Raw genomic sequence first — 25,846 nt, 5'->3', positions numbered from 1 at the left:
AAGTGGACAGAAGTAAGGAGCGCATCCTTCAGGGAAACGCTAACCTGAGTCAAATACTGCCCGGCGGGAAATAAGCTAGCCACCAAGCTAGGTACACGTATTAGGAAGATTGACTTGGGTATTTAACTATTCTAAGAAAGCTAGCTGAAAAGTTTTTTCATAAACGTCTTCGAGTGTCACCTATCGAAACCGTTTCCAGAAACGGTTTCGATAGGTTTAAATCAAGGATCGAGGTAAGAACAGGATTTTGCTTGTTTCTGGAATGCAATAGTGGTTCTATCTTCAGGCTGGCTTCGCTGTAATTAACGGCCCTAGCTTCTGCTTCAGTACGAAATACAGTGAAATACGCATATTGGACTTTTTAGGTTTTTTGTCTGTTCCCTCGGCCCCTCAGAATTATCTCCCACCACCCAATCAACCGCTGGCGTTGAGGCGCCTCACAACCTAGTATGAAATACCTGCTCGGGTACGACATTGGCAGCTCGTCGGTAAAGGTTTCTTTGCTCGCCGCTGAAACGGGCAAAGCCCTGGCCACGGCCATGTCGCCCAAAAAAGAAATGGAAATCGAGGTGGCTTTTCCCAACTGGGCCGAGCAACGCCCCGAACGCTGGTGGCAGGAAGCCATCAACGCCACCCACCAGCTCAAAGAAACCTACGGCTTCGATCCGACGCTGGTAGCGGGCATCGGCATCACCTACCAGATGCACGGCCTCGTGCTGATTGATAAGGAAGGCAAGGTGCTGCGCCCCGCCATCATCTGGTGCGATAGCCGGGCCGTTGACCTAGGTAATGAGGCATTTACGAAGCTAGGAGAGGAGTTCTGCCTGAGCAACTTCCTCAACTCGCCGGGCAACTTCACGGCTTCCAAGCTGAAGTGGGTGAAGGAGAATGAGCCCGAGCTTTTCGCGCAAATCCATAAGATTCAGCTGCCCGGCGACTACATCGCCTTCAAGATGACCGGCAACCTGCAAACTACCGTTTCGGGGTTGTCGGAGGGCGTGTTCTGGAACTTCAAGCGGCAAGCCATAGCGCAGGAGCTGCTGGATTACTACGGTATCAGCAACGAGCTGCTGCCCGAGGTCGTCGATACCTTCTCGGTGCAGGGGCAGCTATCCACGGAGGCGGCGCAGGAGCTAGGTTTGCACGCGGGTGTGCCAATCAGCTACCGCGCCGGCGACCAGCCCAATAATGCCTTCTCCCTGAATGTATTGCAGCCCGGCGAAATTGCCGCTACAGCGGGCACCTCGGGCGTGGTGTACGGCATCAACGAAACCGCCACGGCCGACCTGAAGTCGCGCGTCAACACGTTTGTACACGTTAATAATACGGCCGAAACCCCGCGCAACGGCGTGCTGCTGTGCGTGAACGGCACAGGTATTCTGAATAGCTGGCTACGTAAGCTAGTAGGCGAAATCCCGTACGACCAGATGAACCAGCTGGCTGCCCAGGCGCCGATAGGGGCGGAAGGACTCGTGTTTCTACCCTTCGGCAACGGTGCCGAGCGGGTACTGGAAAACCGCCTGACCGATGCTAGTCTGTCGGGCATCAACTTTAACATCCACACGCAAGGCCACGTGCTGCGGGCGGCGCAGGAAGGCATTGTGTATGCCCTGAACTACGGCATGGACATCATGCGTGAGTCGGGCGTGCAGGTGCAGAAGGTGCGCGCCGGCAATGCCAACATGTTCCTGAGCCCCTTGTTCCGCGAAGCTTTCGTGAACAGCGGCAACGTGGAGCTAGAGCTTTACAACACTGATGCTGCCCAGGGCGCTGCCCGTGGTGCCGGCGTGGGCGCGGGCGTGTACGCCAGCCCGACCGAAGCCTTCATCGGCCTAGAGCGTATCCTGACCGTTGAGCCCACGCCCGAATTGCAAGAGCAATATCAGGCTGCCTATTCTCGCTGGAAAGACGTATTAACTCAAACAGTTCTTTAAACTCACCCAATCCATACATTTATGTCAACCACCACCTTGAGTAAAACGGAGTTTTTCAAAGGCATCGGCACCATCAAGTTTGAAGGTCGCGAGTCGGATAACCCCCTGGCTTTCCGCTGGTACGATGAGAACCGCATCGTAGCTGGCAAAACGATGAAGGAGCATTTGCGCTTCGCTACCTCGTATTGGCACACGTTCACCGGCACTGGCGGCGACCCGTTCGGTCCCGGCACGAAGCTGTTCCCCTGGGATGCGCAAGGTGATATCCTAGGTCGGGCCAAAGACAAGGCAGATGCCGCGTTCGAGTTCTTTACCAAGCTCGGCACGCCTTACTACTGCTTCCACGACATCGACTTAGTTGACGAAGGCTCGTCGCTGCAAGAGTACGAGCGCAACCTTCAGTCGATTGTAGACTACCTGAAGGGGCACCAGGCCGAGAGCGGCGTGAAGCTGCTGTGGGGCACGGCTAACGTCTTCTCGAACCCGCGCTACATGAACGGGGCCAGCACCAACCCGGAGTTCGGCGCCCTGGCTTTCGCCGGCACGCAGGTGAAGAATGCGCTGGATGCTACTATCGCCCTGGGCGGTGAGAACTACGTGTTCTGGGGGGGCCGCGAAGGCTACATGACCCTGCTGAACACCAACATGAAACGCGAGCTAGCCCACATGGGCCGCTTCCTGACGATGGCCCGCGACTATGCCCGCAAGCAAGGCTTCCAGGGCAAGTTCTTCATCGAGCCCAAGCCGGCTGAGCCCACCAAGCACCAGTACGACTTCGACTCGGCTACCGTAATCGGCTTCCTGAAGGAGCACGGCCTGGAGAACGACTTCATGCTGAACCTGGAAGTGAACCACGCCACGCTGGCCGGCCACACCTTCCAGCACGAGTTGCAGGTAGCCGCCGACGCCAACATGCTAGGTTCGATGGACGCCAACCGCGGTGACTACCAGAATGGCTGGGATACCGACCAGTTCCCCAATAACCTCAACGAGTTGACCGAGTCGATGCTCATCATCCTGGAGCACGGCGGCATCAAGCCCGGCGGCATCAACTTCGACGCCAAGACGCGCCGTAACTCGACCGACCTGGAGGACATTTTCGTGGCCCACATCGGCGGCATGGACACCTTCGCCCGCGCCCTGGTGGTTGCCAATGACATCCTGGAGAAGTCGCCTTACAAGCAGTTCCGCAAGCAGCGCTACGCCTCGTTCGACAGCGGCCAGGGCAAAGCCTTCGAAGACGGCCAGTTGACGCTGGAAGATCTGCGCACGTATGCTCTCGGCAACGGCGAGCCGGAGCAGAAGAGCGGCAAGCAAGAGTGGCTGGAGAATATCATCAACCAGTATATCTAAGGTTGTGATTTAGGTAACTCCCCGTGGTTGGCTGTAATTCAGCTGATTACGGGGAGTTTTTTTTGTGGTAGTTAGTTGTGGCCTCATAGCTTCTGCCTGTTTCCGGCGTGTGGCCTTACGCGTATCAAACCACCTAGCATTGTAATCATCCTCTAAAATGAAGAATAAAAAACCTCTAATTTACCTGGCCCTGGCCGGCTTTGCCCTCGGTTTTGTGCAGAAGTCGGAACTCACGCTGAAAGATGCGTTTAAGAAGGACTTCTACGTTGGGACGGCTCTTAACTACCGGCAGATCAGTGGTCAGGATGCCAAGGCCACGGAACTGATCAAGCAGCAGTTCAATACTATCAGCCCCGAAAACTTGCTCAAGTGGGAGCCGGTGCACCCACAACCGGGCAAGTACAACTTCAAGCCGGCCGACGACTACGTGGCCTTTGGGCAGCAAAATAAGATGTTCATCATCGGGCACACACTGATGTGGCACCAGCAAACGCCCAAGTGGGTGTTTGAGGATGAAGCCGGCAAACCCGTAAGCCGGGAGGTGCTGCTCAAGCGCCTGGAAGAGCACATTAGCACTGTGGTCGGCCGCTACAAAGGTAAGATCGGCGGCTGGGACGTACTAAACGAGGCCATCGACGATCAGCAAGGCGACCTGCGCAAAACCAAGTGGCTGGAAATCCTCGGGGAAGATTTCGCCGCCAAGGCCTTCGAATACGCCCACAAAGCGGACCCGAAAGCCGAGCTCTACTACAACGACTACAGCCTCTACCGCCCCGAAAAGCGCGAAGGCGTGATCAAGCTGGTGAAGAGCTTGCAGGCCAAAGGCATCAAGGTGACGGCCATCGGCATGCAGGGCCACTACGGCCTGACGAAACCTAGCATCGAGCAGATTGAGGCGAGCCTCGTGGCTTTCTCGAAGCTAGGTGTGCACGTTAACTTCACGGAGCTGGACATCGACGTGCTGCCCAACCCCAGCCGCCGCCAGGGCGCCGACATTGCCGAGACCTTTGCCGCCGACCAGAAATACAACGTGTACACCGCCGGCCTGCCCGATTCGGTGCAGCAGAAGCTGACGCAGCGCTACGCCGACATCTTTGCCCTGTTCCACAAGCACCGCGACGTTATCGACCGCATTACCCTTTGGGGCGTGACCGATGCCGACTCCTGGCTGAATGACTGGCCCATCAGAGGCCGCACCAGCTACCCGTTGCTATTCGACCGCAATTACCAGCCAAAACCAGCGTTTCAGGCGGTAATTCAAACGGCAAAGAATAAACTCTAATAGACTTCATCATGATGGTTTTGCTGCGTATTGGTCGGCTGTTACCCCGACCTAGGTTTCTATCCTTCTTACTGATGACGGGGTTAACCGTGGGTGCCTCGCAGGCTGCGTGGGCCATCGACGGCGCTTCCTACGTCACCTCGAAAAAGCAAAAAGCTAGCTTTACGCTGGAAGCCGCCGGCAAAGCCGCGCCGCTTTACGCCAGCGCCAGCGACTGGCCCGGCGTGCTGCGCGCCGCCAAGGACTTGCAGGCCGACATTAACCGCGTGACCAGCGTCACGCCCACACTGACGACCGATAAAGCGCCCACCGGCAAAGAAGTGGTGCTGATTGGCACCATTGGCAAGAGTCCGCTCATCGACCAGCTCGTGCGCGACAAGAAGCTCGATGTGTCGGGCGTGGCCGGCAAGTGGGAGGTATTTGTGGAGCAGGTGGTGGAAAAGCCGATGCCGGGTGTCGACCGTGCGCTGGTCATTGCTGGCAGCGACAAGCGCGGCACCATCTACGGCATCTATGATTTGTCGAAGGAAATGGGCGTGTCGCCCTGGTACTGGTGGGCCGACGTGCCCACGCCGACGCAAAAGGCGCTGTACGTGTCGGCCGGGCGACACACGCAGGGCGAGCCCAAGGTAAAGTACCGCGGCATTTTCATCAACGACGAGGCTCCCGCGCTGTCGGGCTGGTCGAAGGAGAAGTTTGGGGGCGTGAATTCGAAGATGTACGTGCACATGTTCGAGCTGATCTTGCGCCTGAAGGGCAATTACCTGTGGCCCGCCATGTGGGGCAACGCCTTCAGCGACGACGACCCTCAGAACCCGGTGCTGGCCGATGAGTACGGCATTGTGATGGGCACTTCGCACCACGAGCCGCTCACGCGCGCCCACGACGAGTGGCGCCGCTACGGCAAAGGTCCCTGGAACTACCAGACCAACCCCGAGGTGTTGCAGGAGTTCTGGCGCGGTGGCATGAAGCGCATGGGCATCCGCGAAAACGTGGTGACCGTGGGCATGCGCGGCGACGGCGACGAGCCGATGAGCGAGGGCAGCAACATTGCCCTGCTGGAGAAAATCGTGGCCGACCAGCGCAAGATCATTGCCGAAACCACCGGCAAGCCCGCCGAGCAGACGCCTCAGATGTGGGCCCTCTACAAAGAAGTGCAGGACTACTACGACAAAGGCATGCGCGTGCCCGACGACGTGACGCTGCTGCTCTGCGACGACAACTGGGGCAACATTCGCAAGCTGCCCAAGCTGGGCGACAAGCCGCGTAAAGGTGGCTACGGCATCTACTACCACTTCGACTACGTGGGCGGCCCGCGCAACTACAAGTGGCTCAACACCAATCCGCTGCCGCGTATCTGGGAGCAGATGCACTTGGCCTACGAGTACGGCGTCAACCAGATCTGGATTGTGAACGTGGGCGACCTGAAGCCGATGGAGCTGCCCATCAGCTTCTTCCTCGACTACGCCTGGAACCCCGACAAGATCAAGGCCGACCAGGTGGCGGCGTACACCCGGCAATGGGCGGCCCAACAATTTGGTGAGAAGCACGCCACAGAAATCGGCGACATTCTGGCCAAGTACGCCAAGTACAATGCCCGCCGCAAGCCCGAGCTGCTCGACGCCAACACCTACAGCCTGGCGACTGGCGAGTGGGCTACCGTGGTGGCCGAGTACAACCAGCTGCTCGCCCGCGCCGAAGCCATCAACCAGAAGCTGCCCGCCGCTGATCGGGATGCTTATTTTGAATTGGTGCTGCACCCCATGCTGGCCTGCGCTAACCTCAACGAGCTGTATTACACCGTAGCGCTGAACTGGGAAGCCGCCAAGACCAACCAGGCTAACACGAACGAGCTAGCCGCTAAGGCGAAGGCGCTGTTTGCCAAGGATGCCGAAATCTCAAAGCGCTATAATGCTATTGCCGGCGGCAAATGGAACCACATGATGGACCAGACGCACATCGGCTATACCTACTGGCAACAACCAGAGGTAGACAAAATGCCGCAGGTAGTGACCTTGCCCGCCGGCACCACTCCGGCGCCCGTGCCGCCTACGCCGAGCCAGCCGGCTACTGGTTCTTTCGTTTCGATAGAAGCCGAGCATTACACTCAGGCCATCAACGCTGGTTCCGTCACCTGGCAGCGCCTGCCCGACCTAGGTCGCACGGCGGGCGCCGTGACGACGTTCCCGGTCACGGCCGCGCCGACGGAGACGCCGGGCGGCACGAGTCCGCACCTGGAGTACCGCATCACGCTGCCGCAGGCCGGACCCGTAACGGTGCAGGCCTACCTGGCTCCGACGCTGAACTTCACCAACGGCCAAGGGTTGCGCTACGCCGTGTCGATTGACGATGAAACCCCGCAGATCATCAATCTGCATACCGGCATGACCGCCGATAACGGCAACCGCCCCTGGGAAAAGGCCGTGGCCGAGAACATCATCCTGAAAACCTCGCAGCACACGCTCAGCAAACCTGGCGAGCATGTGCTCAAGTTCTGGCGCGTTGACCCGGCCGTGGTGCTGGAGAAACTGGTAGTCGACCAGGGCGGCCTGAAACCGAGCTACCTAGGTCCGCCGGAAAATGCGACGGGTGGTAAGTCGAAGTCAGCTGAGGCGAAAAACAGTCTGGGCCAGCGCTAACGCTGCCGCTTGCTGCTGTCTATTCTGTTGAAAAATAGCAGTATAAGTCTTGGCGCACCCTGGAAGCCTTTAAGTCGGTACTACTCGGACTAGTCCGGTCCGGACCGTGGCTTTCAGGGTGCGCTTCTTGTTACATCCTGGGTAGAGGTGGAACCTAGCTAGCTGAGTCACCAGCACAGAATACCGACTACAAATTCTCCCCACATCCTCACCGCATGAAATTACTTTCCAAACTTCTTCCACATTGCAGGTACGGGGCTTTGCTGCTGCTCTGCCTGGTGCAGGTTGGCCTGACCAGCGGGGTGGCTCAAAGCAAGCCCAAGCAGGGGCAGGTAGCCCAAAAAGGAGCCTTTTACACCGGCGTATATCCTAGCTTGCTGCGGGAAGCGGGCTACAGCCAGGCCGCCATCGACCAGAAAGTAGCCGACGCCTACCACGACATCTTCGAGGGGCCTAACAAGGTGTACTTCGAGGTCGGCGATTCGATGGCTTATGTATCGGATGTCAAAAACCACGATGCCCGCACCGAAGGCCTTTCGTACGGGATGATGATAGCCGTGCAGCTGAACAAGAAGGAGGTATTCGACCGCCTCTGGCGCTGGTCGAAAAAGTACCTGCAACACCAAAGCGGCCCGTTGGAAGGCTATTTTGCTTGGAGCATCAATACAGCCACGATGAAGCGCAATTCGGAAGGTCCCGCCTCCGATGGAGAACTGTACTTCGTTACTAGCCTGCTCTTTGCGTCCAACCGCTGGGGCAATACCACCGGCATCAATTATTACCAGGAGGCCCGCCGCATCCTGGATGCCTCGTGGAAAAAAGACGGCACTGGCGACGTGTATAACCTGATCAACACCCAGCATAAGCAAATCAGCTTCGTGCCGGTCGGAGATATGTACAACTGGACCGACCCTTCCTACCACCTGCCCGCCTTTCTGGAGGTGTGGGCCACCTACGCCAAGGATGGGCACGAGCAGTTTTACCGGACGTGCGCCGATACGTCGCGGGCGTTTCTGCACCGCGCGTGCAGCGCCCCCACGGGCCTCAACTACGACTACACCGAGTTTAGCGGCAAGCCTCACGCCACCAGTTGGGCGCCGCCGGCTTTCCGCTACGACTCCTGGCGGGTGCCCATGAACATTGCCATGGACTACGTGTGGTTTGGCAAAGACAAAGCCTGGCAGGAGCAGTATGCGCGGCGTTTTCAGGGATTTCTGCGCGGCAAGGGCCTGAACACCTTCGACGACCAGTTTAACGTGGATGGCTCGCGGCCCGATTTCATTCTGCCCGCCGGCGACGTCAAGAAGCTGCGGCACTCGCTGGGACTCGTGGCCACCAGCGCGTCGGCTTCGCTCATGCGGCAAGACCAGAACCTAGCTTTTGTGCACGCGCTCTGGAACGCCAAGCTGGCGCCCTACGAGGATGGCTACTTTGACCCGTATTACGACGGCATTTTGTACTTATTCAGCTTGCTGCACCTGAGTGGCAAGTATCAGGCTATCAAACCTCAACCGCACTAACTAACATGCAACCTAGCTCGAAGAGCATCATCGGAATGGCAAAAATCAAGCTGCGTTGCTGGCTGAGTGCACTCGCCGCTGTTGTTATTACCACAGCCAACGCGCAAAACCCGCTCATTACCAACCAATTCACGGCCGATCCGTCGGCGCGGGTGTTCGGAGATAAGGTGTACGTGTACCCGTCGCACGATATTCGGGCCCAGCCCGGGCACGGGCGGGCCGGCTGGTTTGTCATGGAGGATTATCACGTGTTTTCCTCCGCCAACCTGACGGACTGGACCGACCACGGCGTGATTGTGACCCAGAACAAAGTGCCCTGGGTGAAGCCCGACAGCTACAGCATGTGGGCGCCGGATTGCATCTACCGCAACGGTAAGTACTACTTCTACTTCCCGACCACTCCGAAAGACACGACGGTCAGCAAGGGCTTCACCATTGGAGTAGCCGTGTCCGACAAGCCCACGGGGCCGTTTGTGCCGCAGCCGCTGCCCATCAAGGGCGTGCGCGGCATCGACCCCAACGTGTTTATCGACAAGGATGGGCAAGCGTATCTCTACTGGTCGCAGCAGAATATTTACGCCGCGAAGCTGAAAGACAACATGTTGGAGCTAGCTTCCGAGCCGGTAACTTTGGGCGAGCTGCCTACGCAGGGCTTGAAGGAAGGCCCGTATCTGTTTGAGCGAAAGGGGACTTACTACCTGACGTATCCGCACGTCGCGAACAAAACTGAGCGCCTCGAATACGCCACCAGTACTAGCCCCCTGGGGCCGTTCACCGTGAAGGGTGTGCTGATGGACGAGTCGCCGACGGGCTGCTGGACCAATCACCATTCCATTCTGGCGTTCAAAAACCAATGGTACCTGTTCTACCACCACAACGACTTGTCGCCCGCCTTCGACAAGAACCGCTCTATCCGCCTGGACAGCTTGTTCTTTGAGCCCGATGGCCGCATCCGCAAAGTGGTGCCCACCCTGCGCGGCGTAGGCCTGACCGATGCGAAGCAAAAAATCCAGCTCGACCGATACAGCCGCCTGAGTAACAGCGGCGCGACCATTGCCTTCCTGGATACCGCGAACAAGTTTCAGGGCTGGAAAACGGTGTTGGCCAGCAACCTAGCTTGGGTGCAGTACAACGGAGTAGCTTTCGGCAAACAGGCGCTTAAGACCGTGACACTCCGCACGATGGCGCCGGCTGGTGGCACCGTGCAGCTGCGGGCAGATGGGGCCACCGGCCCGCTGCTGGCCCAGGTTACCGTGCCGAAAGGCGGCCAGTGGCAGGAGGTGAAAGCGCCGCTATCCGCGTTCAAGCCAGGGATTCACGCCGTAGTGGTAGCATCAAAAACGGATACGCCCGTTGAAATTGACTGGATAAGATTTGAGTGAGCAGGCTCAATATTGAGGCGAAACAACCAAACCCCGGCTGTCATCCTGAGGAACGAAGGACCTTCCTCACGTACGTAGAAAGTCCTATTTAAAAACCGAAAAGCCCCTGATTAACCACCTAGGTTAGTCAAGGGCTTTTCGGTTTTAGAAAGTTGGTTGCTTTTAGAGGGAGGTCACGCCGCTTGATGCGCGGAATCTTCGTCAGGATGACAAACGGGTTTTCGGCCCGAAAGAGTTTGCGCTACTCACATCCTGGTCACTGAACGACCACTTTGCTGAAGAAAGCTCCTTTACCTGAATGAATCCTTAGAACATAAACTCCCGTGGTAACGTGTTGAAGATCAAGCTGCTGATCGGTAGCGCCGGGACCTAGGTTCGTAGCCGCGACAATCCGGCCCTGAAGATCCTGCAATAACAGGCGCGCACCGTCGCCAAACGGAGTTTGGCTCTGCACCCGCAAGGTGTGACTAGCCGGGTTAGGGAAGATGGTAAAGCTAGCCGTCTGCGGCTGCTTGCTGGCCGTCGGAAGCGTGGGCGCCAGCCACTGGGTGGCATTCAGCTCATAGAGCCGGGCCGGAATGGTGAGCGAGCCGACCAGCACCTGCTCATTCGACAGCAGCATGGTGTAGCGGCTCGTGAAAGCCAGCCCTTCGGCCTGCCCGATGAACAGGGCATTCGGCAGCTCAATTCTTCTTTTGTTGCCCTGCAAAAAACCGTTGCTCGGAAAGTCAAACAACAGCCACAGGAAGGTCGCGCCGTTGGTCTGGTTGTAGCCCAGCAAGCTAGCTTCCGTGCCGGCCGCGTTGAGGTCGGCGGCGGTAATCAGGCCGTTCACGTTGAAGCTGGCCCGGCGGCGGGCAACGTGGGTGCCGGGCGTGGCAGGCACGGTGTAGTAGGTGGTTTTCAGGTCGGCCCAGTTCTTTGTGAACAGGTGCAGCGAGTCGTTGGCGAAGAAAAAGGCCTCGCAGTCGAAGTTGTGGTTGTTGGTGCCGGGGTTGAAGTTCGTCTGATCGGGGTAGCTGAACTGGATGGCTTCGGCCGATACCGTGGTAGCCGCGTCCGCGCCGATGTCGGCTTTGCGGATGCGCAGAATGCGCAGGTCGCGCCGGTCGCCGTTGTTGTTGCCGAAATCGCCGATGTAGAGGAACTGCGCGTCGGTGGCAATATCTTCCCAATCGGCGTTACCGAAATTGCTGATGCGCACCTGCTGCTGAATGGTACCTAGGTCGGGGTCGAGGCGGTAGAGGATGGGCTCGTTGCCGCTGTCGTTGAACGTCCACAGGCGCTGGTCGGTGTACTGCAAGCCGGAGCTTTCCACTACTTCGCTAGGGAACTGCGCTTTGGTGGTCAGCGGGGTCGTGGTGGCGGCATATTGGCAGGAGCCATCATTGAAAACCGCGCCCGAATTGTAGTTGCTGGCTCTGGGGTCGGTGCAGCCGTTTTGGGCGCTGGCCCGCAGGCAAACGGCGGTGACGAGCAAGAAAAGCAGGGGTAGACTTTTTAGCATAGAGGTAAATATAATATGGCTACTATGAGGCTGTTAGAAAGTTATAAAATGTTCATACTAAGCTTGTCGAAGCATCTCGTGTGCTTCGTTGTAAATGCTGGAACGAGGTAGAGACGCAAAGTTTTGCGTCTCTACCTCGTTGCGGATGTTGTTCATGCTATCCTCTTCTACCTAGGTTGTTCAACGAAGAGACGCAAAATATTGCGTCTCTACCTCATTCCAGTCCTTTCGGCTTTTGTGTTGACTGCTATTTAGCACTCGCTGCTTGCTTTTTCTGCTTCCGCTTGCGTCGGCGCTTGGCGAGTTGTTCCCGCTCCGCTTTTCGCTCGGCGCGGTTCTGAAGCCGTTGGGGCATCCGGGCAATGAGCCGTTCACGAACGTAGTGCGCAAGGCCCGAAAGGGGTATGGAATGCGTCTGGGCCAGGATGCGAAACAGCTCCCGCCGCCGCAGCTGGCTGGCGCCTTTCAGACCTAGGTTCATCAAGTATTGCTGCACTTCTTCGCGCAGCAGCAAACCCGCCAGGTGCACCCGCTCGACCGTCGAATTGTACAAAGCCGGCCGGTGCGTGCGCAATCCTTCCGTCGAAGCCACCAGCACGCCCACCCAATCGGGTAGCAGGGGCAGGAGCTTTTCCACGTGCTTTTCCGTGACTACGAACGTGACCAGATCGTAGACCACGCCGTAGCACTTGAGCTGGGCCAGCACCCGCTTGAGCGTGTCGCCGTCGCCCTTCACCTCGTAGCCGTGCATGAACGTGGGCGTGATGTGCACCACATCGGCGCGGGTAGTGCCGGTGGGCAGCTCATCCACGTACACGCCGCCTTGCAGCAGCGGATAGAGCAGGGCGCGGATTTCGGGGTCGTTCACGACTTGGTACTTAGGGGATTATATAAACAATCCCGTCGAGTTGTTGCTATCCAACTGCCGCAGAATTTCGTGCAGACGAACGACCAACGCGAGCTGCTCGGACGTTAGCTCGGTTTCTTCCAGCTTCTTCAGAAGCTCCTCGGCCTCCCGAATTTGGTCGCCGGAAGACAGATTGGTGAAGGTGTCAAGCAAGCTCATGTGTGGGAGTAGCGGTTGAAGGTGGAAAGCTCAGATTTCAAAAGTAAGAAATAGGCGGTAGTGGTAAAGGTGCGCACGGATAGTAATAGGTCTTTTCAATCTGGTGCGGCCCCTTATCTTACCGCCCGATTCATCACCGCTCAACGACCGGCCGAATGCTGTCGGACCGGAAATAACCCCCAACCAAAACGCGTATGACCTACCTCGCCAATCCTGCCCGTTATCAACACATGCAATACCGCCGCTGCGGCCGAAGTGGCATAAAGCTGCCCGCCGTTTCGCTGGGTCTTTGGCAAAACTTCGGCGACGTAGACGTGCTGGCCAACGCCCGCCGCATTCTGACCCTGGCTTTCGATAGCGGCATCACGCACTTCGACCTGGCCAATAACTACGGCCCGTCGCCGGGCTCGGCGGAAGAGACGTTTGGGAAGGTGCTGAAGGAGGAGTTTCGCGCCCACCGCGACGAGCTAATCATCTCCAGCAAAGCTGGTTATACCATGTGGGAAGGCCCGTACGGCGACTGGGGCTCGAAAAAGTACTTGGTGAGTAGCCTCGACCAGAGCCTGAAGCGCATGGGCCTCGACTACGTCGACATCTTCTATCACCACCGCCCCGACCCCGAAACGCCGCTGGAAGAAACCATGAGTGCCCTCGATTTGATTGTCCGGCAGGGCAAAGCCTTGTACGTGGGCATCTCCAACTACCGGCCCAAGGAAGCCGCCGAAGCCATCAGAATCCTGCGGGAGCTAGGTACGCCGTGCCTGATTCACCAGCCCAAGTACTCCATGTTTGAGCGCTGGGTGGAAGGCGGTTTGCTCGATTTGCTGGGGCAGGAAGGCGTGGGCTGCATTCCGTTCTCGCCGCTGGCCCAGGGCATGCTCACCGACAAATACCTGCGCGGCATTCCGAACGACTCGCGCGTGGCGAAAAAGCTAGGTTCGCTGCCTGAAAGCCAACTAACGCCCGAGCGTATCTTGCAGATTCAGCGCCTGAATGACATTGCTAGAACTCGCAATCAAAGCCTGGCTCAGATGGCCTTGGCCTGGGTGCTGAAAGATGAGCGCGTAACGTCGGTGCTCATCGGCGCCAGCAAGCCCGAGCAGCTCGCTGATTCGCTGCGTTGCCTGGAAAACACGCAATTCAGCCCTGAGGAGCTGGTAAATATTAACCAGATTTTGGGCTAAGTAGCGGTGGCCTAGGTTTGTAGAGACGCAATAGTTGGAGTCTACTCGTTGAACAATTGCGCTAGAGCAACCTAGCTAAATAACATCAGCAACGATTGAGACGCAAAATATTGCGTCTCTACCTCGTTCCAACGTTTACCACGAAGCACGCCTGAGGCTTCGACCTGATCAGCATGACACGTTCCTGCATGCTGCAACTAACCTAGCTTTTTCCGGTACACACAGGCATCACCGAAGGTCGAGTATGAAATTGCTATTGGTTGAAGACGAGCCCAAGCTAGCTTCTTTTATTAAGAAAGGGTTCGAGAACGAAGGCTACGAGATTGAAGTGGCTTATGATGGGCGCATGGGCCAATCCTTGCTGCGCCAGCATAAATACGAGCTGATTATTCTGGACGTCAACTTGCCTTATGTAAACGGCTTCGAGCTGTGCCGCCAGGTTCGCGCCGACGACCCGTTGGTGCCCGTGCTGCTGCTCACCGCCCTCGACAGCCTCGATGATAAAGTAACCGGCTTCGAGGCCGGTACCGACGATTACCTGGTCAAACCCTTCGAGTTCAAGGAATTGCTGCTGCGCGTGCGGGTGTTGCTTAAGCGCAGTACGGAAGCGGCCGGCGTGAAGCGCATCTTGCGCATAGCCGACCTGGAGCTAAACCTGGAATCCAAAGTCGTGACGCGCGGCGGGCACCGCATCGACCTGACTACCAAGGAATACGCGCTGTTGGAATACTTGCTGCTAAACCGCGGCAAGGTCATTTCGCGGGTCGATATTGCCGAGAAGGTGTGGGAGTTGAATTTCGATACCAACACCAATATCATCGACGTGTACGTGAGCTACTTGCGCAAAAAGCTCGACAAAGGCTACGAAACCAAGCTGATTCATACGGTGGTAGGAATGGGCTACGTAATGCGGGAAGGCTAAAGTGGTGAGATGGCGAGGTGTGAATCAGTGAGTTTGCACCTAGCTTTACCACGCTCCACCTCACTGCTCACCACCTCACTATCTCACCGTTTTGTTGATTCGCAATAAGCTGATTCTGCGGTTTACGTTGCTGGTGGTCGCCATTCAGCTGTGCCTGTCTGCGTTCGTGTACTACTACAGCGCGTTGTCGCGGGAGCAGCGCTACTATCACCGGCTGGAAGCCAAAGCCATTCTGGTCGGGAGCATCTTGATTAAGCGTGGGAACCTGGCAGAGAACAAGTTGCGCAACTTTCACCGGAAAGATCTGCTCACGATGCACGACGAGCGCATCAGCATCTATGACCAAACCGGGCGCGTACTGTACACGACCGCGCCCGGTAGTCAATCCGCCCTCGACCCCGTCTATTTCGCGGTAATCAAAAACAACAAGCCCGCGCATTTCCGGCAGGGCCCTCTGGAAACGGCCGGGATACTTTATCAGCACAAAGGCCAGTCTTACCAGATTTTCGTGTCGGGGCGGGATGAGTTCGGTAACCGGGAGTTTGAGAAGCTCCGATTGATTTTGCTGGTCGGCAACCTAGGTACGCTGGTGCTCATCATCCTGGCCGGCTGGTACTTCGTGGAGCAGTCGTTGCAGCCGATTTCGCGCATCGTGACTGAAGTGGAGGGCATTACGGCTCGCAACCTGAGTCTGCGCGTGCACGAAGGCAACCGCCGCGACGAAATAGCGCGGCTCGCCATCACTTTCAATCAGATGCTCAGTGGCTTAGAGCTAGCTTTTGAGTCGCAAAAGAGCTTCTTGTCGCACGCCTCGCACGAGTTGCGCACGCCGTTGGCCAACCTGCTCGGCACCCTGGAAACCTCCGCCGCCTACGATACCGACCTAGCCGAAGCCAAGCAAAGCATCAACTCGGCCATCGAGGAAATCAGGCACGTTATTGAGCTGACCAACGGCCTGCTGGCCTTAGCTAAAGCTGACGATACGTCGTTCCGGCGCGTGCCGGTGCGCTTTGATGAGTGCGTAACCCAAGCCATTAACACTTGCTCGACGAAGCACCCGCAGCAATCTATTCGCCTAGATTTCGGCTTTTTGCCCGAGTCGGTAGAGGATATGTTCATGGTGCGCGGCAATGCGCAACTGCTCACCACGGCCGTGCTCAACCTGCTCGACAACGCCTGCAAATACTCCCAGGCCGCCGTCCGCGTCACGCTCGGCTACAGCACCCCGCAACAGCTGCTGCTGCAAATTATGGACACGGGCCTAGGTATGAGCGAGGAAGAGTTGCGACGCATATTTGAGCCCTTATACCGCGGCCAAAACGGGAAGAACACCCCCGGCTACGGGCTAGGTTTGCCCATCACCCGCAAGATTATTCAGCTGCACGCGGGGCAGCTGCTGATGGAGTCGAAGCCGGGTGAGGGCACTACGGCCACGGTTCGGCTGCCGGCTGCCGTCGAAAACTAACGCTAGCTTTCTGGCTTCTGGTGCTTTTTAATCTTTTCTAATATCCTTCTCAGACCGTTCTAATGTCGGCGTGAGTCCTTTGCAGCACACCAACGCGTGAACCGATGCAAAAAGACAACCGCTATTCGGTACTGATTTGGTTGCTGATCGGCGCCCTTTTTCTCTCCACCGGCTTCAACTTTTACCTGGTCACCGCGCAGAATAAAGATCTGAGGACCAGCCGTTTTGCCGTGGAACAGGGCGGCGATGAGGAAGATGATGATGACGATTCATCCTTATCCGAAGAGCTGCGCCTAACGCGCACCATGCTCGCCCGCTGCCAAGCCGACCACCTGCGCTCCGATAGCCTGCAAACCCAAGCCCGAAACAACCGGCCGCCGACCAGCGCGCCGGATATGCTCGTTTCTAACGAGTGATAAGCCGCTGATCATCAACTACAAACCAATCAATAGAAGTCGTAGCCTTTATCTGCTACGGAACTCATTTCCCCAACTGTATGCCCCTCAACCGTTTGTCCCAGCTGATCTGGGTTGTTAGTGTGCTAGCTGGTACTACTTTGGCAGGTTGCGCCGAGAAGAGCCAGGCAGATACCCAAAAAGTGTCTGCTGCGCCCGCCTTGCCCGTTACCCAGCTCATGGCTACCGACACGGTGCTGCACCACGACTATGTGGCTGATATTCAATCCATACGTAACGTGGAAGTGCGGGCTAGGGTCCCCGGTTTTCTGGAGGAAATCTACGTGGACGAAGGTCGGGCGGTGAAGAAGGGGCAGCCGCTGTTCCGCATCAACGACGCCGAACTTCGCTCGCAGGTGGCCAAAGCGCAGGCGGCCCTCAACAACGCCCAAGCCCAGGCCCGCGTCATTCAGCTAGAATTGGACCGGGTGAAGATGCTGGTCGACAAGGACATCATATCGCCCAGTGAGCTGGCAGTGGCTCAATCGAAGCTGAAAGCAGCGCAGGCAAGTGTGGCCGAAGCTAGGTCGATGCGCGCCACGGCCGCCCTAAACCTATCGTACACGCTGGTGCGGGCCCCCTTCGACGGGCTCGTGGACCGCATTCCGATGAAAGCGGGAAGCCTGGTCGACAACGGCACGCTGCTCACCACCGTGTCTGATTTCCAGGCCGTGTACGCATACTTCAACGTGGCGGAAAAAGAGTACCTGGAGTACTTCAAAGCCCGGCAACAGAACGGCGCCCGGCCTGGCAGTCGCGAAGTATCGCTGCTGCTCGCCGACGGCACGCCGTACGCCTATCCGGGTCAGATTCAAACCCAAGAAAGCGAGTTTGAGGAGAATACGGGCTCCATTGCCTTCCGGGCGCAGTTTCCAAATCCCGATAAGCTGCTCAAGCACGGCGCTACCGGCCGCGTGCGCCTGACGAACCCCATCCACAATGTGGTGCTGGTGCCGCAGAAGGCAGTGTTCGAGATTCAGGATAAAAACTACGTGTTCGTGGTCGATGAGGCCAACAAGGTGAAGATGCAGGCCTTCGTGCCCCAAACCCGCCTTTCGGACTTCTACGTGGTAAAAACAGGCTTGAAGCCGGGCCAGAAAATCGTGTATGAAGGCGTGCAGGACTTGCGCGAGGGTACCAAAATTCAGCCGCGCTATGTGGCAATGGATGAACTGGTGGCCGATGCTAGGTAGGTTTCTTGGCTTTTAGCTAGTAGTTGTTAGCTGCTAGCTTTTTGCTCTGCCTACCACTGCCGCCATGCTTCCTTCTCATTAAAAGCTAACAGCCAACAGCTGCTAGCTAAAAGCTTAAAAGATGCTTAATCTATTCATTCGCCGGCCGGTTTTGTCGCTGGTCATCTCGCTGTTCATCACCTTTCTAGGGTTGCTGGCGCTGATTTCGCTGCCTATCACGCAGTTCCCCGACATCGTGCCGCCTTCCGTTACCGTGACGGCGCGCTACACTGGCGCCAACGCCGAGGTATGCGCCAAGGCCGTAGCCACGCCCTTGGAGCGCGCCATCAACGGTGTGCCCGGCATGACTTACCTGTCGTCGGTGTCGAGTAACAGCGGTATCACGCTCATTACCATATTCTTCCAGGTCGGTACCGACCCCGACCTAGCCGCCGTAAACGTGCAGAACCGTGTGCAAACGGTGATTGACGAATTGCCCGAAGAAGTTATCAAGGCGGGCGTGAGTACGGAAAAGGAGGTAAACAGCATGCTGCTCTACCTCAACGTGATGAGCGAGGACCCGAAAGTAGGGGAGAAGTTCATCTACAACTTCGCCGATATCAACGTGTTGCAGGAGTTGAAGCGCATTGATGGCGTAGGTTTTGCCGAAATCATGGGTTCGCGCGAGTACTCGATGCGCGTGTGGCTCCAACCCGACCGCATGGTGGCCTACAACGTGTCGGCCGACGAAGTGGTACAGGCCATCCGCAACCAGAACGTGGAAGCTGCGCCAGGCAAATCGGGCGAAAGCTCGGGCCAGGCGGCGCAGATGCTGCAATACGTGCTGCGCTACACGGGCAAGCTTTTCGAGCCCAAGCAGTACGAAAATATCGTGGTGCGCGCCAACCCCGACGGCTCGGTGCTGCGCCTGAAAGACGTGGCTAACGTCGAATTTGGCGTATTGAGCTACGGCATGGTGTCCAAGATCAACGGGCGGCCGTCGGCGGCTATCATGCTCAAGCAGCGCCCCGGCTCCAACGCTTCCGACGTCATCAAAAATGTGAAGGCGCGCATGGCCGAGCTGAAGCAAACGTCTTTCCCGCCCGGCATGACCTACAACGTGGCCTACGACGTGTCGCGCTTCCTCGACGCCTCCATTCATGAGGTGCTACGGACGTTGTGCGAGGCGTTTGTGCTGGTGTTCCTGGTCGTGTACATCTTCTTGCAGGACTGGCGCTCGACGATTATTCCGGCTCTAGCGGTGCCGGTAGCGCTCATCGGTACGCTGTTTTTCATGCAATTGCTAGGGTTCAGCATCAACCTGCTTACGCTGTTTGCGCTGGTACTCGCCATTGGTATTGTGGTCGATAACGCCATTGTGGTGGTGGAAGCCGTGCACGCCAAAATGCACGAAAAGCACCTCTCCGCCATGGACGCCACGCTCGAAGCTATGGGCGAAATCGGCGGCGCTATCGTGGCCATTACGCTGGTGATGTCGGCGGTGTTCGTGCCGGTGTCGTTCATGGAGGGGCCGGTAGGTGTGTTCTACCGCCAGTTCTCCCTGACCCTAGCTATTTCCATCGTCATTTCGGGTATTAATGCCCTCACGCTCACGCCGGCTTTGTGCGCGTTGCTGCTGAAGCCGGTACACCCAGGCGAGCGGAAGAAAGGGATTGTTGACCGCTTCTTTGCTGGCTTCAACCGCCGCTATGAGTCGTTAGCAACGGGCTATCAGCGCTTGGTGCGCACTATTGCCAGTCGTCGTCTCGTGACCCTAGGTTTGCTGGTGTTCTTCTTCGCCGCCACCTACGGCATGAGCACCATTCTGCCCAGCGGCTTCATCCCGACGGAAGACCAGGGCATGATCTACGTGAACGTGACCACGCCGCCCGGCGCTACCGTGGAGCGCACCGAGCGCGTGCTCGACCAGATCAACCAGGTAGCCAAAGAGCTAGGTCCGGTAGAATCGGTGTCGACGCTGGCGGGCTACAGCCTCACCAACGAAGTGGCTGGTGCTTCCTACGGCATGGGCATGATCAACCTGAAAACCTGGGACGACCGCGAAGAATCGGTAACTGATCTGATTGCCCAGCTAGAAGCGAAAACCAAGCACATCACCGACGCTGATATTCAGTTCTTCCCGCCACCCACGGTACCCGGTTTTGGTAACTCTAGCGGCTTCGAGCTGCGCCTGCTCGACCGCACCGGTCGCGGCGACTTGCAGCAAACGGCTCAGGTAACGAACCGCTTTATTGAGGCGCTAAGCAAGACGCCGGCCGTGGGCAGCGCCTTCACCAGCTTCGACCCTAGCTTCCCGCAATACCTGATCCACGTCGATCAGGACCAGGCCGCCAAGAAGGGCGTGACAGTAGACAAGGCCATGAGCACGCTGCAAACGCTGATGGGCTCGTTCTACGCGTCCAACTTCATCCGCTTCGGGCAGATGTACAAAGTGATGGTGCAGGCCGCGCCTAACTTCCGCACCACGCCCGAAGACGTGCTGAAAATGTACGTGAAGAACGACCGGGGCGAGATGGTGCCGTTCTCGACCTTCGTGCGCCTAGAGCGCGTGTACGGTCCCGAGCAGCTCACGCGCTACAACATGTACACCTCGGCCATGCTCAACGGCGATGCCGCTCCCGGCTTCAGCTCCGGCGACGTGATTAACACTGTGCAGCAAGTAGCAGCCAAGGAACTGCCCCGCGGCTACAGCTTCGAGTGGTCGGGCATGACGCGGGAGCAGGTGCTTTCCGGCGACCAGGCGCTGTACGTGTTTGGCGTGGTGCTGCTGTTCGTGTACCTGCTGCTGGCCGCCCAATACGAAAGCTTCCTGCTGCCGCTGCCGGTTATTCTGAGCTTGCCCACGGGCATTTTCGGGGCGTTCCTGTTCCTGAAATTGCTAGGTCTGGAAAACAACATCTACGCCCAAGTTTCGCTAGTCATGCTGATCGGTCTGCTGGGTAAAAACGCCATCCTCATCATCGAGTTTGCGGTGCTCAAGCGCAAGGAAGAAGGCCTTTCGGCGCTGGAAGCGGCAGTGCAAGGCGGCTACTCGCGTCTGCGTCCCATCCTGATGACCTCCTTCGCCTTCATCGCCGGCCTCATTCCCCTGACCATTGCTACGGGCGCTGGCGCGCTCGGCAACCGTTCCATCGGGACGGCGGCAGCAGGTGGTATGTTCATCGGAACGTTGTTCGGAGTGGTACTCATTCCAGGGCTCTACGTGCTGTTTTCTCGCTCCGGTAAGAAGGAGAAGGTAGAAGAAGAGCCGGTGGAAATCGAAGCGGGCGAGCCTGTGCATGCTACCGCTTAAGGAAAATTAAGTTAGGCTAGCCTGTTGGTCGGACGGCTCAGTGCCGTCCGACCGAAGTACACAAACCTAGCTTTTACAACAGGATTCACCTTAGTTATGAATAGGTTAACCATCGAACTACGCCGTCATTTACTGCCAGCCGTAGCAGGTTTGCTGCTGGTAAGCAGTTGCCGCTCGGTTGAGCCCGTGACGCTCCCCAAAGTTGCGCCTGTGCCCTCCAGCTTCGTCAGTAGCAATACGGGAGCCGATACGGCTAGCATCGCCGACCAATCCTGGCAACGGTTTTTCGCTGATCCGAACCTGGTCAGCCTCATCGACTTGGCGCTGCAAGCCAACCCCGACCTAGGTATTGCCATTCAGCGCGTAGAAATAGCCCGCGCCAACGTGCTGGTGGCCCGCGGCGCGCTGCTGCCTACAGTGAATGCCGTCGGTTCGGCCGGCGTTGACCGCTACGGCGACTACACCCTGAACGGCATCGGCAACTACGACACCAACCTCTCCAACAATATCGAAGGTAAGCAGCGCATCCCGACGCCCACGCCCGAGTTCTTCCTCGGCTTGCGCAGTTCTTGGGAAATCGATTTGTGGGGCAAATTCCGCAACCGTCGGAAAGCCGCCGTGGCGCGTCTGCTGGCTTCCGATAAGGGTCGGCAACTCGTGCAAACGTCGTTGGTGGCCCAAGTAGCGCGGCTCTACTACAGTCTACTCGCGCTCGATAATGAACTGGTGGTACTCGGCAAGAACCGAGCGTTGCAGGAACGGGCCGTCGAAATTATTAAGATTCAGAAGCTTGGCGGCCGCGCCACGGAGCTGGCCGTGCAGCAGTTTACGGCGCAGTTGTTGCGCACGCGCAGTCTGCAAGTTGAAGCCCAACAGCGCATTGTGGCCACCGAAAACGAGTTGAATCGGCTGCTCGGGCGCTATCCGCAGCCCATTGTGCGCGGGCAGCCTATCGGCGAGCAGCCGTTGCCGGAGCAGGTAACGGCTGGTATTCCGGCCGCCATGCTCCTGCGCCGCCCCGATGTGCAGCAGGCCGAGCGCGAGCTGCTGGCCGCCCGCGCTGACGTAGACGCCGCCCGCGCAGCGTTTCTGCCGTCGCTCACGCTCACGCCCTACCTAGGTCTGAACTCCTATAACGCATCGGTACTGTTCAACACGCCGGCCTCGCTGGCCTACGGCTTGCTCGGGGGCCTGGCAGGTCCAATTCTGAACCGTAGCGTGCTGAAAGCCGATTACCGCCGCTCGGCCGCCGAGCAGCGTGAGTCGTACTACAACTACCAGAAAGCTATTCAAACCGGCTTTCAGGAAGTCGTCACGAACTTGCGGGGCATTGATAACTACCAGCAGATGTATGAGTTACAGCAGCAGGAAGTAGCTGCCCTGAACAAAGCCGTTGCCATTTCCAATGACCTCTACGGCGCTAGCTATGCGTCTTACCTGGAAGTTATTACGGCCCAGCGCAACGTATTGGAAGCCGAGCTAAACCTGACCAACACCCGCCGCGAGCAGTTCCTATTGCTCATCGACCTCTACCGAGCCCTAGGTGGCGGCGGCACGGAAACCCGACCATTGTAGCCGAGTTTATAGCATCAACCTAGGTACTTGCCAGCGCAACGCGAGCTTCTCCTAATAGAAGCTCGCGTTGCGCTGGCATTTTGGTGAAAACAAGTAGTAATAAGCACAATAAGCCTACTGAGGAGCTAGGCTTAATCAGATTTGCAGTATAGGTTAACCTAATAGGGCCTAAAAAACGTAGGGGTAATTTAGACAAAGGTTCGAACCCTAGGTTCTGTAACTAATTTCGCACCTTCTCAACTTTTACCTAACCTGTCAAGCCAGTTTCCCCGCTTTCTGAGGGGTTCAGCAGCACAAATCTGCTGCCTGGCTTAACGCTGATAGCTGCCGCTTATGCTGGAAATGAACAAACTTTCGCTGAATATTCCGGATACCACCAAACCGCGTGTCGTGGTGATTGGGGGCGGATTCGGCGGCGTGAACCTCGTCAAATATCTGCCAGAGAAGGATTTCCAGATAGTGATGCTGAGCAAGCAGAACTACTATGGTTTCTGGCCGTTGCTCTACCAGGTGGCTACCGCCGGCCTGGAGCCCGAATCTATTGCCGAGCCGATTCGCAAGCTGTTCGACGACCGCCACGATTTTCACTTTCGCTTCGTGCGCGTAACGGACATCGACCCGACCGCCAAAACGGTGAACACGCTCATCGGCGCTATCAAGTACGATTACCTGGTGATTGCCACCGGTACGCAGTCGAACTACTTCGGCAACAAGCAGATTGAGCAGAAGTCCTTTCCGCTCAAGCAGCTTTCCGACGCCGTAAACCTGCGCAGCCAGTTGCTGCAATCCTTCGAGCAGGCGAGCATGACGCGCGACAAGCAAATTCGTCAGGGTTTGCTCAATATCGTGATTGCCGGCGCGGGCCCTACGGGCGTCGAGCTAGCGGGTTCGCTGGCCGAAATGCGCCAGCACATTCTGCCCAAAGACTACCCAGGGCTGGATTTCCGCGAGATGAACATCTACCTGGTCGATGGTCTGGATCGCGTACTGCCGCCCCTGACGCCTGCTTCCAGCAAACGCGCCCACGAGGATCTGGAGAAGCTAGGGGTCAATATCAAGCTGAATAAGCTCGTGGCTTCCTATGATGGTGAGATAGTTACCTTCAAAGACGGGGAGCAGATTCCGACGCAAACCCTGGTGTGGGCCGCCGGCGTAACGGGCGCTACCATCGAAGGCATGCCGGCAGCTTCCGTTGAGCGGGGTCGCTACATTGTGAACCAGTTCAATCAGATTGCGGGCTTCGAGGACATCTTCGCCATCGGCGACATTGCCGTAATGAAGACGGATAAATGGCCCAAAGGGCACCCGCAGGTAGCGCAGCCAGCTTTGCAACAAGGCGCGCACCTAGCCAAAAACCTCGTTCGGCAGCTGCGGCAGGAAGCCTGGAAACCCTTCGAGTACTTCGATAAAGGCTCGCTCGCCATTGTGGGCCGCGCCCGTGCCGTCGCCGATTTGCCCGGCAACAAGAGCCTCGGTGGCTTCATTGCCTGGGTCGCCTGGCTATTTGTGCACATCTACTACCTCATCGGCTTCCGCAGCAAGCTCATCGTGCTCAGCAACTGGGTGTACCGCCTCTTCACCTACGAGCGCGGCACGCGTATCATCATCCGCCCCTTAGTGCGCCATGACGATAAGACAGTGGTGGAGCTGCAAAGTGCGGGCAAATGAGCTAAGGCCTAGGTTAACAGCTTATTAAAACAGAACAGCCCCGTCGGTTTAATTCCGGCGGGGCTGTTTTTGTGTAAGCTAGGTTTGTCTGGTGCAGAAGAGTCGCAAGGCTTAGGCGTAGCCAAACTTGCTGTTTTCGCGCTCCTCACTTTCGTCGGGCGTAGGAGCGGAGCCCGCCCGCAGCAGTTCTTGCTGAAACGGAATACCTTCCGGATTACCATGCAAGTCGCCTTCCTGGTCAAAATACGTGCAGCGCACGACCTCGCCATCCACCGTCACCACCGTCATGCTAGGGCCGCCCGAAGCTAGGTGCACGACATCCCCCGATTTGAATACTGACATAAGCTGTTGGCTTATAAGTTATTGATTAGTGGTTGGAGCGCTCTTCTGCTTGCCCGTGCTTTTCTTAGGCGCAGTCGACTTAGGAGCAGTTGCTTTGGTCGAGGACGACGTAGGCGTTGTCGTCTGGGCTTCAATGCCGGGCGCTTTGGGCGCGTCGGCCCGGTCGCTGCCCACATTCTTCGTGCCCGATACGGGCGTTGTGCTCGTCGTGGAGGATGAGCTGGTGGTTGAAGATGAGGTAGTAGCAGGCGTCGTTTGCGCATGCGTGAGAGTAGCGCAGCCGAGCAAAGCGGCAAGCAGGAAGAGCGTTTTCATAGAAGCTAGGTAAGGACAGGAACTAGCAAAATGGTACGCAGAAAGCGGGAGAGGAGTTCGGAGCTAGTAGCCTGAGGTGGCGGGTTTTCAGCCGCCCGCAGCGTAGAATTATTTCTACAGTACTGCCAAAAAGTGTTTAAATATTAAAAGTTGAATAATTTGAAACATGCAAAATTTAGTTGCGTTTAAGGAGTATGGTAGAAGTTAATGATTGAGCTATTTTGAATGATTTCTACCCTAAATTAACCTGTTTGGCTTACATGAAGAGTGATGAAAAGAAATAAAGATTATTTGTTTAGTTATATTTAGTACTGCTTCTGCGTTTCAGTTAATGTCATGCGCACGAATACTAATTCAAGCGCTTCTAAATAGTATATGATTCAGTTTCCTACCTCATCTGCTACACCACAAGAGCGTGAGCTGATCCGGCGGCTTACCACCCGCGACACAGCGGCCATAACCTTATTTTATGAACGCTACGGCGCCATGCTTTACCGCGTAATCCTGCGCTTGGTCAAGCACCCGGTTCTGGCCGAGAATGTGTTACAAGAGAGCTTAGCAACTATTTGGTACGACTTCGATACGTTTGATGCGACACAGCATCGGCTCTTCCCTTGGGCTTTAATGATTTGCCGCAGCAAGGCTCAGGAAGAGCTACAATCGCATGAGCGCTACATAGCCGAGTGCGTCAATACGCGCCATGCTGTATGAAGCTGGGTCCGGCAGTGTGCCTGCTAGTTCAGTCTGATCCA

General features: G+C 57.1%; 20 protein-coding genes. 15 read left to right on the top strand and 5 right to left on the bottom strand.

What is annotated here, in order from left to right:
• Window positions 1-449: 449 nt before the first annotated feature.
• The 6 genes from IEX74_RS10035 (at window position 450) to IEX74_RS10010 (ending at window position 10,110) form a co-directional block, all read left to right on the top strand.
• A complete protein-coding gene (locus tag IEX74_RS10035; protein WP_188813651.1) occupies window positions 450-1,934 on the top strand; it encodes a xylulokinase in 1,485 nt (494 codons plus the stop codon).
• 21 nt (window positions 1,935-1,955) lie between these two features.
• Window positions 1,956-3,287: a xylose isomerase gene (gene xylA / locus IEX74_RS10030; RefSeq protein WP_188813649.1), complete on the top strand. Its 1,332-nt coding sequence runs from the start codon at window positions 1,956-1,958 to the stop codon at window positions 3,285-3,287.
• 157 nt (window positions 3,288-3,444) lie between these two features.
• Window positions 3,445-4,569 carry an endo-1,4-beta-xylanase gene (locus IEX74_RS10025; RefSeq protein WP_188813647.1) on the top strand — a complete coding sequence of 375 codons (1,125 nt, stop codon included), beginning with the start codon at window positions 3,445-3,447 and terminating at the stop codon, window positions 4,567-4,569.
• An 11-nt stretch (window positions 4,570-4,580) separates the two neighbouring features.
• Window positions 4,581-7,208 carry a glycosyl hydrolase 115 family protein gene (locus IEX74_RS10020; RefSeq protein ID WP_229755186.1) on the top strand — a complete coding sequence of 876 codons (2,628 nt, stop codon included), beginning with the start codon at window positions 4,581-4,583 and terminating at the stop codon, window positions 7,206-7,208.
• A gap of 215 nt (window positions 7,209-7,423) precedes the next feature.
• Window positions 7,424-8,728, top strand: a complete 1,305-nt coding sequence (locus tag IEX74_RS10015; RefSeq protein WP_188813646.1) for a family 8 glycosyl hydrolase — start codon at window positions 7,424-7,426, stop codon at window positions 8,726-8,728.
• Window positions 8,729-8,733: 5 nt separating this feature from the next.
• Window positions 8,734-10,110: a family 43 glycosylhydrolase gene (locus IEX74_RS10010; RefSeq protein ID WP_229755185.1), complete on the top strand. Its 1,377-nt coding sequence runs from the start codon at window positions 8,734-8,736 to the stop codon at window positions 10,108-10,110.
• A gap of 256 nt (window positions 10,111-10,366) precedes the next feature.
• On the opposite strand, the gene IEX74_RS10005 is transcribed toward IEX74_RS10010, so the two are convergent.
• The 3 genes from IEX74_RS10005 to IEX74_RS09995 form a co-directional block, all read right to left on the bottom strand.
• Window positions 10,367-11,617 (bottom strand): T9SS type A sorting domain-containing protein, encoded by a 1,251-nt coding sequence (locus IEX74_RS10005; RefSeq protein ID WP_188813645.1) that lies wholly within the window; start codon window positions 11,615-11,617, stop codon window positions 10,367-10,369.
• A 247-nt stretch (window positions 11,618-11,864) separates the two neighbouring features.
• Complete coding sequence (locus IEX74_RS10000) at window positions 11,865-12,485, bottom strand: sce7726 family protein (RefSeq protein WP_188813644.1); 621 nt, start codon at window positions 12,483-12,485, stop codon at window positions 11,865-11,867.
• Between the two features lie 18 nt (window positions 12,486-12,503).
• Window positions 12,504-12,683, bottom strand: coding sequence for a hypothetical protein (locus IEX74_RS09995; RefSeq protein ID WP_188813643.1), 180 nt, complete (start codon window positions 12,681-12,683; stop codon window positions 12,504-12,506).
• A 194-nt stretch (window positions 12,684-12,877) separates the two neighbouring features.
• Here IEX74_RS09995 and mgrA point away from each other — a divergent pair, with 194 nt between their 5' ends.
• The 8 genes from mgrA (at window position 12,878) to IEX74_RS09955 (ending at window position 24,437) form a co-directional block, all read left to right on the top strand.
• On the top strand, window positions 12,878-13,867 hold the full coding sequence (gene mgrA / locus IEX74_RS09990) for an L-glyceraldehyde 3-phosphate reductase (RefSeq protein ID WP_188813642.1): 990 nt from the start codon (window positions 12,878-12,880) through the stop codon (window positions 13,865-13,867).
• Between the two features lie 244 nt (window positions 13,868-14,111).
• A complete protein-coding gene (locus IEX74_RS09985) occupies window positions 14,112-14,789 on the top strand; it encodes a response regulator (RefSeq protein ID WP_188813640.1) in 678 nt (225 codons plus the stop codon).
• Window positions 14,790-14,880: 91 nt separating this feature from the next.
• Window positions 14,881-16,254 (top strand): sensor histidine kinase, encoded by a 1,374-nt coding sequence (locus tag IEX74_RS09980; protein WP_188813638.1) that lies wholly within the window; start codon window positions 14,881-14,883, stop codon window positions 16,252-16,254.
• A 104-nt stretch (window positions 16,255-16,358) separates the two neighbouring features.
• Window positions 16,359-16,670, top strand: a complete 312-nt coding sequence (locus IEX74_RS09975) for a hypothetical protein (RefSeq protein WP_188813636.1) — start codon at window positions 16,359-16,361, stop codon at window positions 16,668-16,670.
• Window positions 16,671-16,750: 80 nt separating this feature from the next.
• Complete coding sequence (locus tag IEX74_RS09970) at window positions 16,751-17,902, top strand: efflux RND transporter periplasmic adaptor subunit (RefSeq protein ID WP_188813634.1); 1,152 nt, start codon at window positions 16,751-16,753, stop codon at window positions 17,900-17,902.
• A 121-nt stretch (window positions 17,903-18,023) separates the two neighbouring features.
• Complete coding sequence (locus IEX74_RS09965; RefSeq protein ID WP_188813632.1) at window positions 18,024-21,194, top strand: efflux RND transporter permease subunit; 3,171 nt, start codon at window positions 18,024-18,026, stop codon at window positions 21,192-21,194.
• Window positions 21,195-21,290: 96 nt separating this feature from the next.
• On the top strand, window positions 21,291-22,769 hold the full coding sequence (locus tag IEX74_RS09960; RefSeq protein ID WP_188813630.1) for an efflux transporter outer membrane subunit: 1,479 nt from the start codon (window positions 21,291-21,293) through the stop codon (window positions 22,767-22,769).
• Between the two features lie 333 nt (window positions 22,770-23,102).
• Window positions 23,103-24,437, top strand: coding sequence for an NAD(P)/FAD-dependent oxidoreductase (locus IEX74_RS09955; RefSeq protein ID WP_188813628.1), 1,335 nt, complete (start codon window positions 23,103-23,105; stop codon window positions 24,435-24,437).
• Window positions 24,438-24,548: 111 nt separating this feature from the next.
• On the opposite strand, the gene IEX74_RS09950 is transcribed toward IEX74_RS09955, so the two are convergent.
• Both IEX74_RS09950 and IEX74_RS09945 read right to left on the bottom strand, forming a co-directional pair.
• Window positions 24,549-24,779 carry a DUF2158 domain-containing protein gene (locus IEX74_RS09950; protein ID WP_188813627.1) on the bottom strand — a complete coding sequence of 77 codons (231 nt, stop codon included), beginning with the start codon at window positions 24,777-24,779 and terminating at the stop codon, window positions 24,549-24,551.
• 18 nt (window positions 24,780-24,797) lie between these two features.
• The gene (locus tag IEX74_RS09945) at window positions 24,798-25,094 is read right to left on the bottom strand and encodes a hypothetical protein (protein ID WP_188813625.1); all 297 of its coding nucleotides are present in this window, start codon (window positions 25,092-25,094) and stop codon (window positions 24,798-24,800) included.
• Between the two features lie 375 nt (window positions 25,095-25,469).
• Between IEX74_RS09945 and IEX74_RS09940 the strand changes: the two genes are divergently transcribed.
• A complete protein-coding gene (locus IEX74_RS09940) occupies window positions 25,470-25,805 on the top strand; it encodes an RNA polymerase sigma factor (protein WP_188813623.1) in 336 nt (111 codons plus the stop codon).
• Window positions 25,806-25,846 lie beyond the last annotated feature (41 nt).

The sequence above is a fragment of the Hymenobacter cavernae genome, from assembly GCF_014641455.1.
Classification (GTDB): domain Bacteria; phylum Bacteroidota; class Bacteroidia; order Cytophagales; family Hymenobacteraceae; genus Hymenobacter; species Hymenobacter cavernae.
The sequence above is the reverse complement of the archived record's forward strand: the minus strand, read 5'-3'. Positions and strand labels throughout refer to the sequence as shown.

Coding starts and splice junctions, on each gene's coding strand:
- IEX74_RS10035 (WP_188813651.1), top strand. CDS start 450: ATGAAATACCTGCTCGGGTACGACATTGGCAGCTCGTCGGTAAAGGTT.
- xylA (WP_188813649.1), top strand. CDS start 1,956: ATGTCAACCACCACCTTGAGTAAAACGGAGTTTTTCAAAGGCATCGGC.
- IEX74_RS10025 (WP_188813647.1), top strand. CDS start 3,445: ATGAAGAATAAAAAACCTCTAATTTACCTGGCCCTGGCCGGCTTTGCC.
- IEX74_RS10020 (WP_229755186.1), top strand. CDS start 4,581: ATGATGGTTTTGCTGCGTATTGGTCGGCTGTTACCCCGACCTAGGTTT.
- IEX74_RS10015 (WP_188813646.1), top strand. CDS start 7,424: ATGAAATTACTTTCCAAACTTCTTCCACATTGCAGGTACGGGGCTTTG.
- IEX74_RS10010 (WP_229755185.1), top strand. CDS start 8,734: ATGCAACCTAGCTCGAAGAGCATCATCGGAATGGCAAAAATCAAGCTG.
- IEX74_RS10005 (WP_188813645.1), bottom strand. CDS start 11,617: ATGCTAAAAAGTCTACCCCTGCTTTTCTTGCTCGTCACCGCCGTTTGC.
- IEX74_RS09995 (WP_188813643.1), bottom strand. CDS start 12,683: ATGAGCTTGCTTGACACCTTCACCAATCTGTCTTCCGGCGACCAAATT.
- mgrA (WP_188813642.1), top strand. CDS start 12,878: ATGACCTACCTCGCCAATCCTGCCCGTTATCAACACATGCAATACCGC.
- IEX74_RS09985 (WP_188813640.1), top strand. CDS start 14,112: ATGAAATTGCTATTGGTTGAAGACGAGCCCAAGCTAGCTTCTTTTATT.
- IEX74_RS09975 (WP_188813636.1), top strand. CDS start 16,359: ATGCAAAAAGACAACCGCTATTCGGTACTGATTTGGTTGCTGATCGGC.
- IEX74_RS09970 (WP_188813634.1), top strand. CDS start 16,751: ATGCCCCTCAACCGTTTGTCCCAGCTGATCTGGGTTGTTAGTGTGCTA.
- IEX74_RS09965 (WP_188813632.1), top strand. CDS start 18,024: ATGCTTAATCTATTCATTCGCCGGCCGGTTTTGTCGCTGGTCATCTCG.
- IEX74_RS09960 (WP_188813630.1), top strand. CDS start 21,291: ATGAATAGGTTAACCATCGAACTACGCCGTCATTTACTGCCAGCCGTA.
- IEX74_RS09955 (WP_188813628.1), top strand. CDS start 23,103: ATGCTGGAAATGAACAAACTTTCGCTGAATATTCCGGATACCACCAAA.
- IEX74_RS09950 (WP_188813627.1), bottom strand. CDS start 24,779: ATGTCAGTATTCAAATCGGGGGATGTCGTGCACCTAGCTTCGGGCGGC.
- IEX74_RS09945 (WP_188813625.1), bottom strand. CDS start 25,094: ATGAAAACGCTCTTCCTGCTTGCCGCTTTGCTCGGCTGCGCTACTCTC.
- IEX74_RS09940 (WP_188813623.1), top strand. CDS start 25,470: ATGATTCAGTTTCCTACCTCATCTGCTACACCACAAGAGCGTGAGCTG.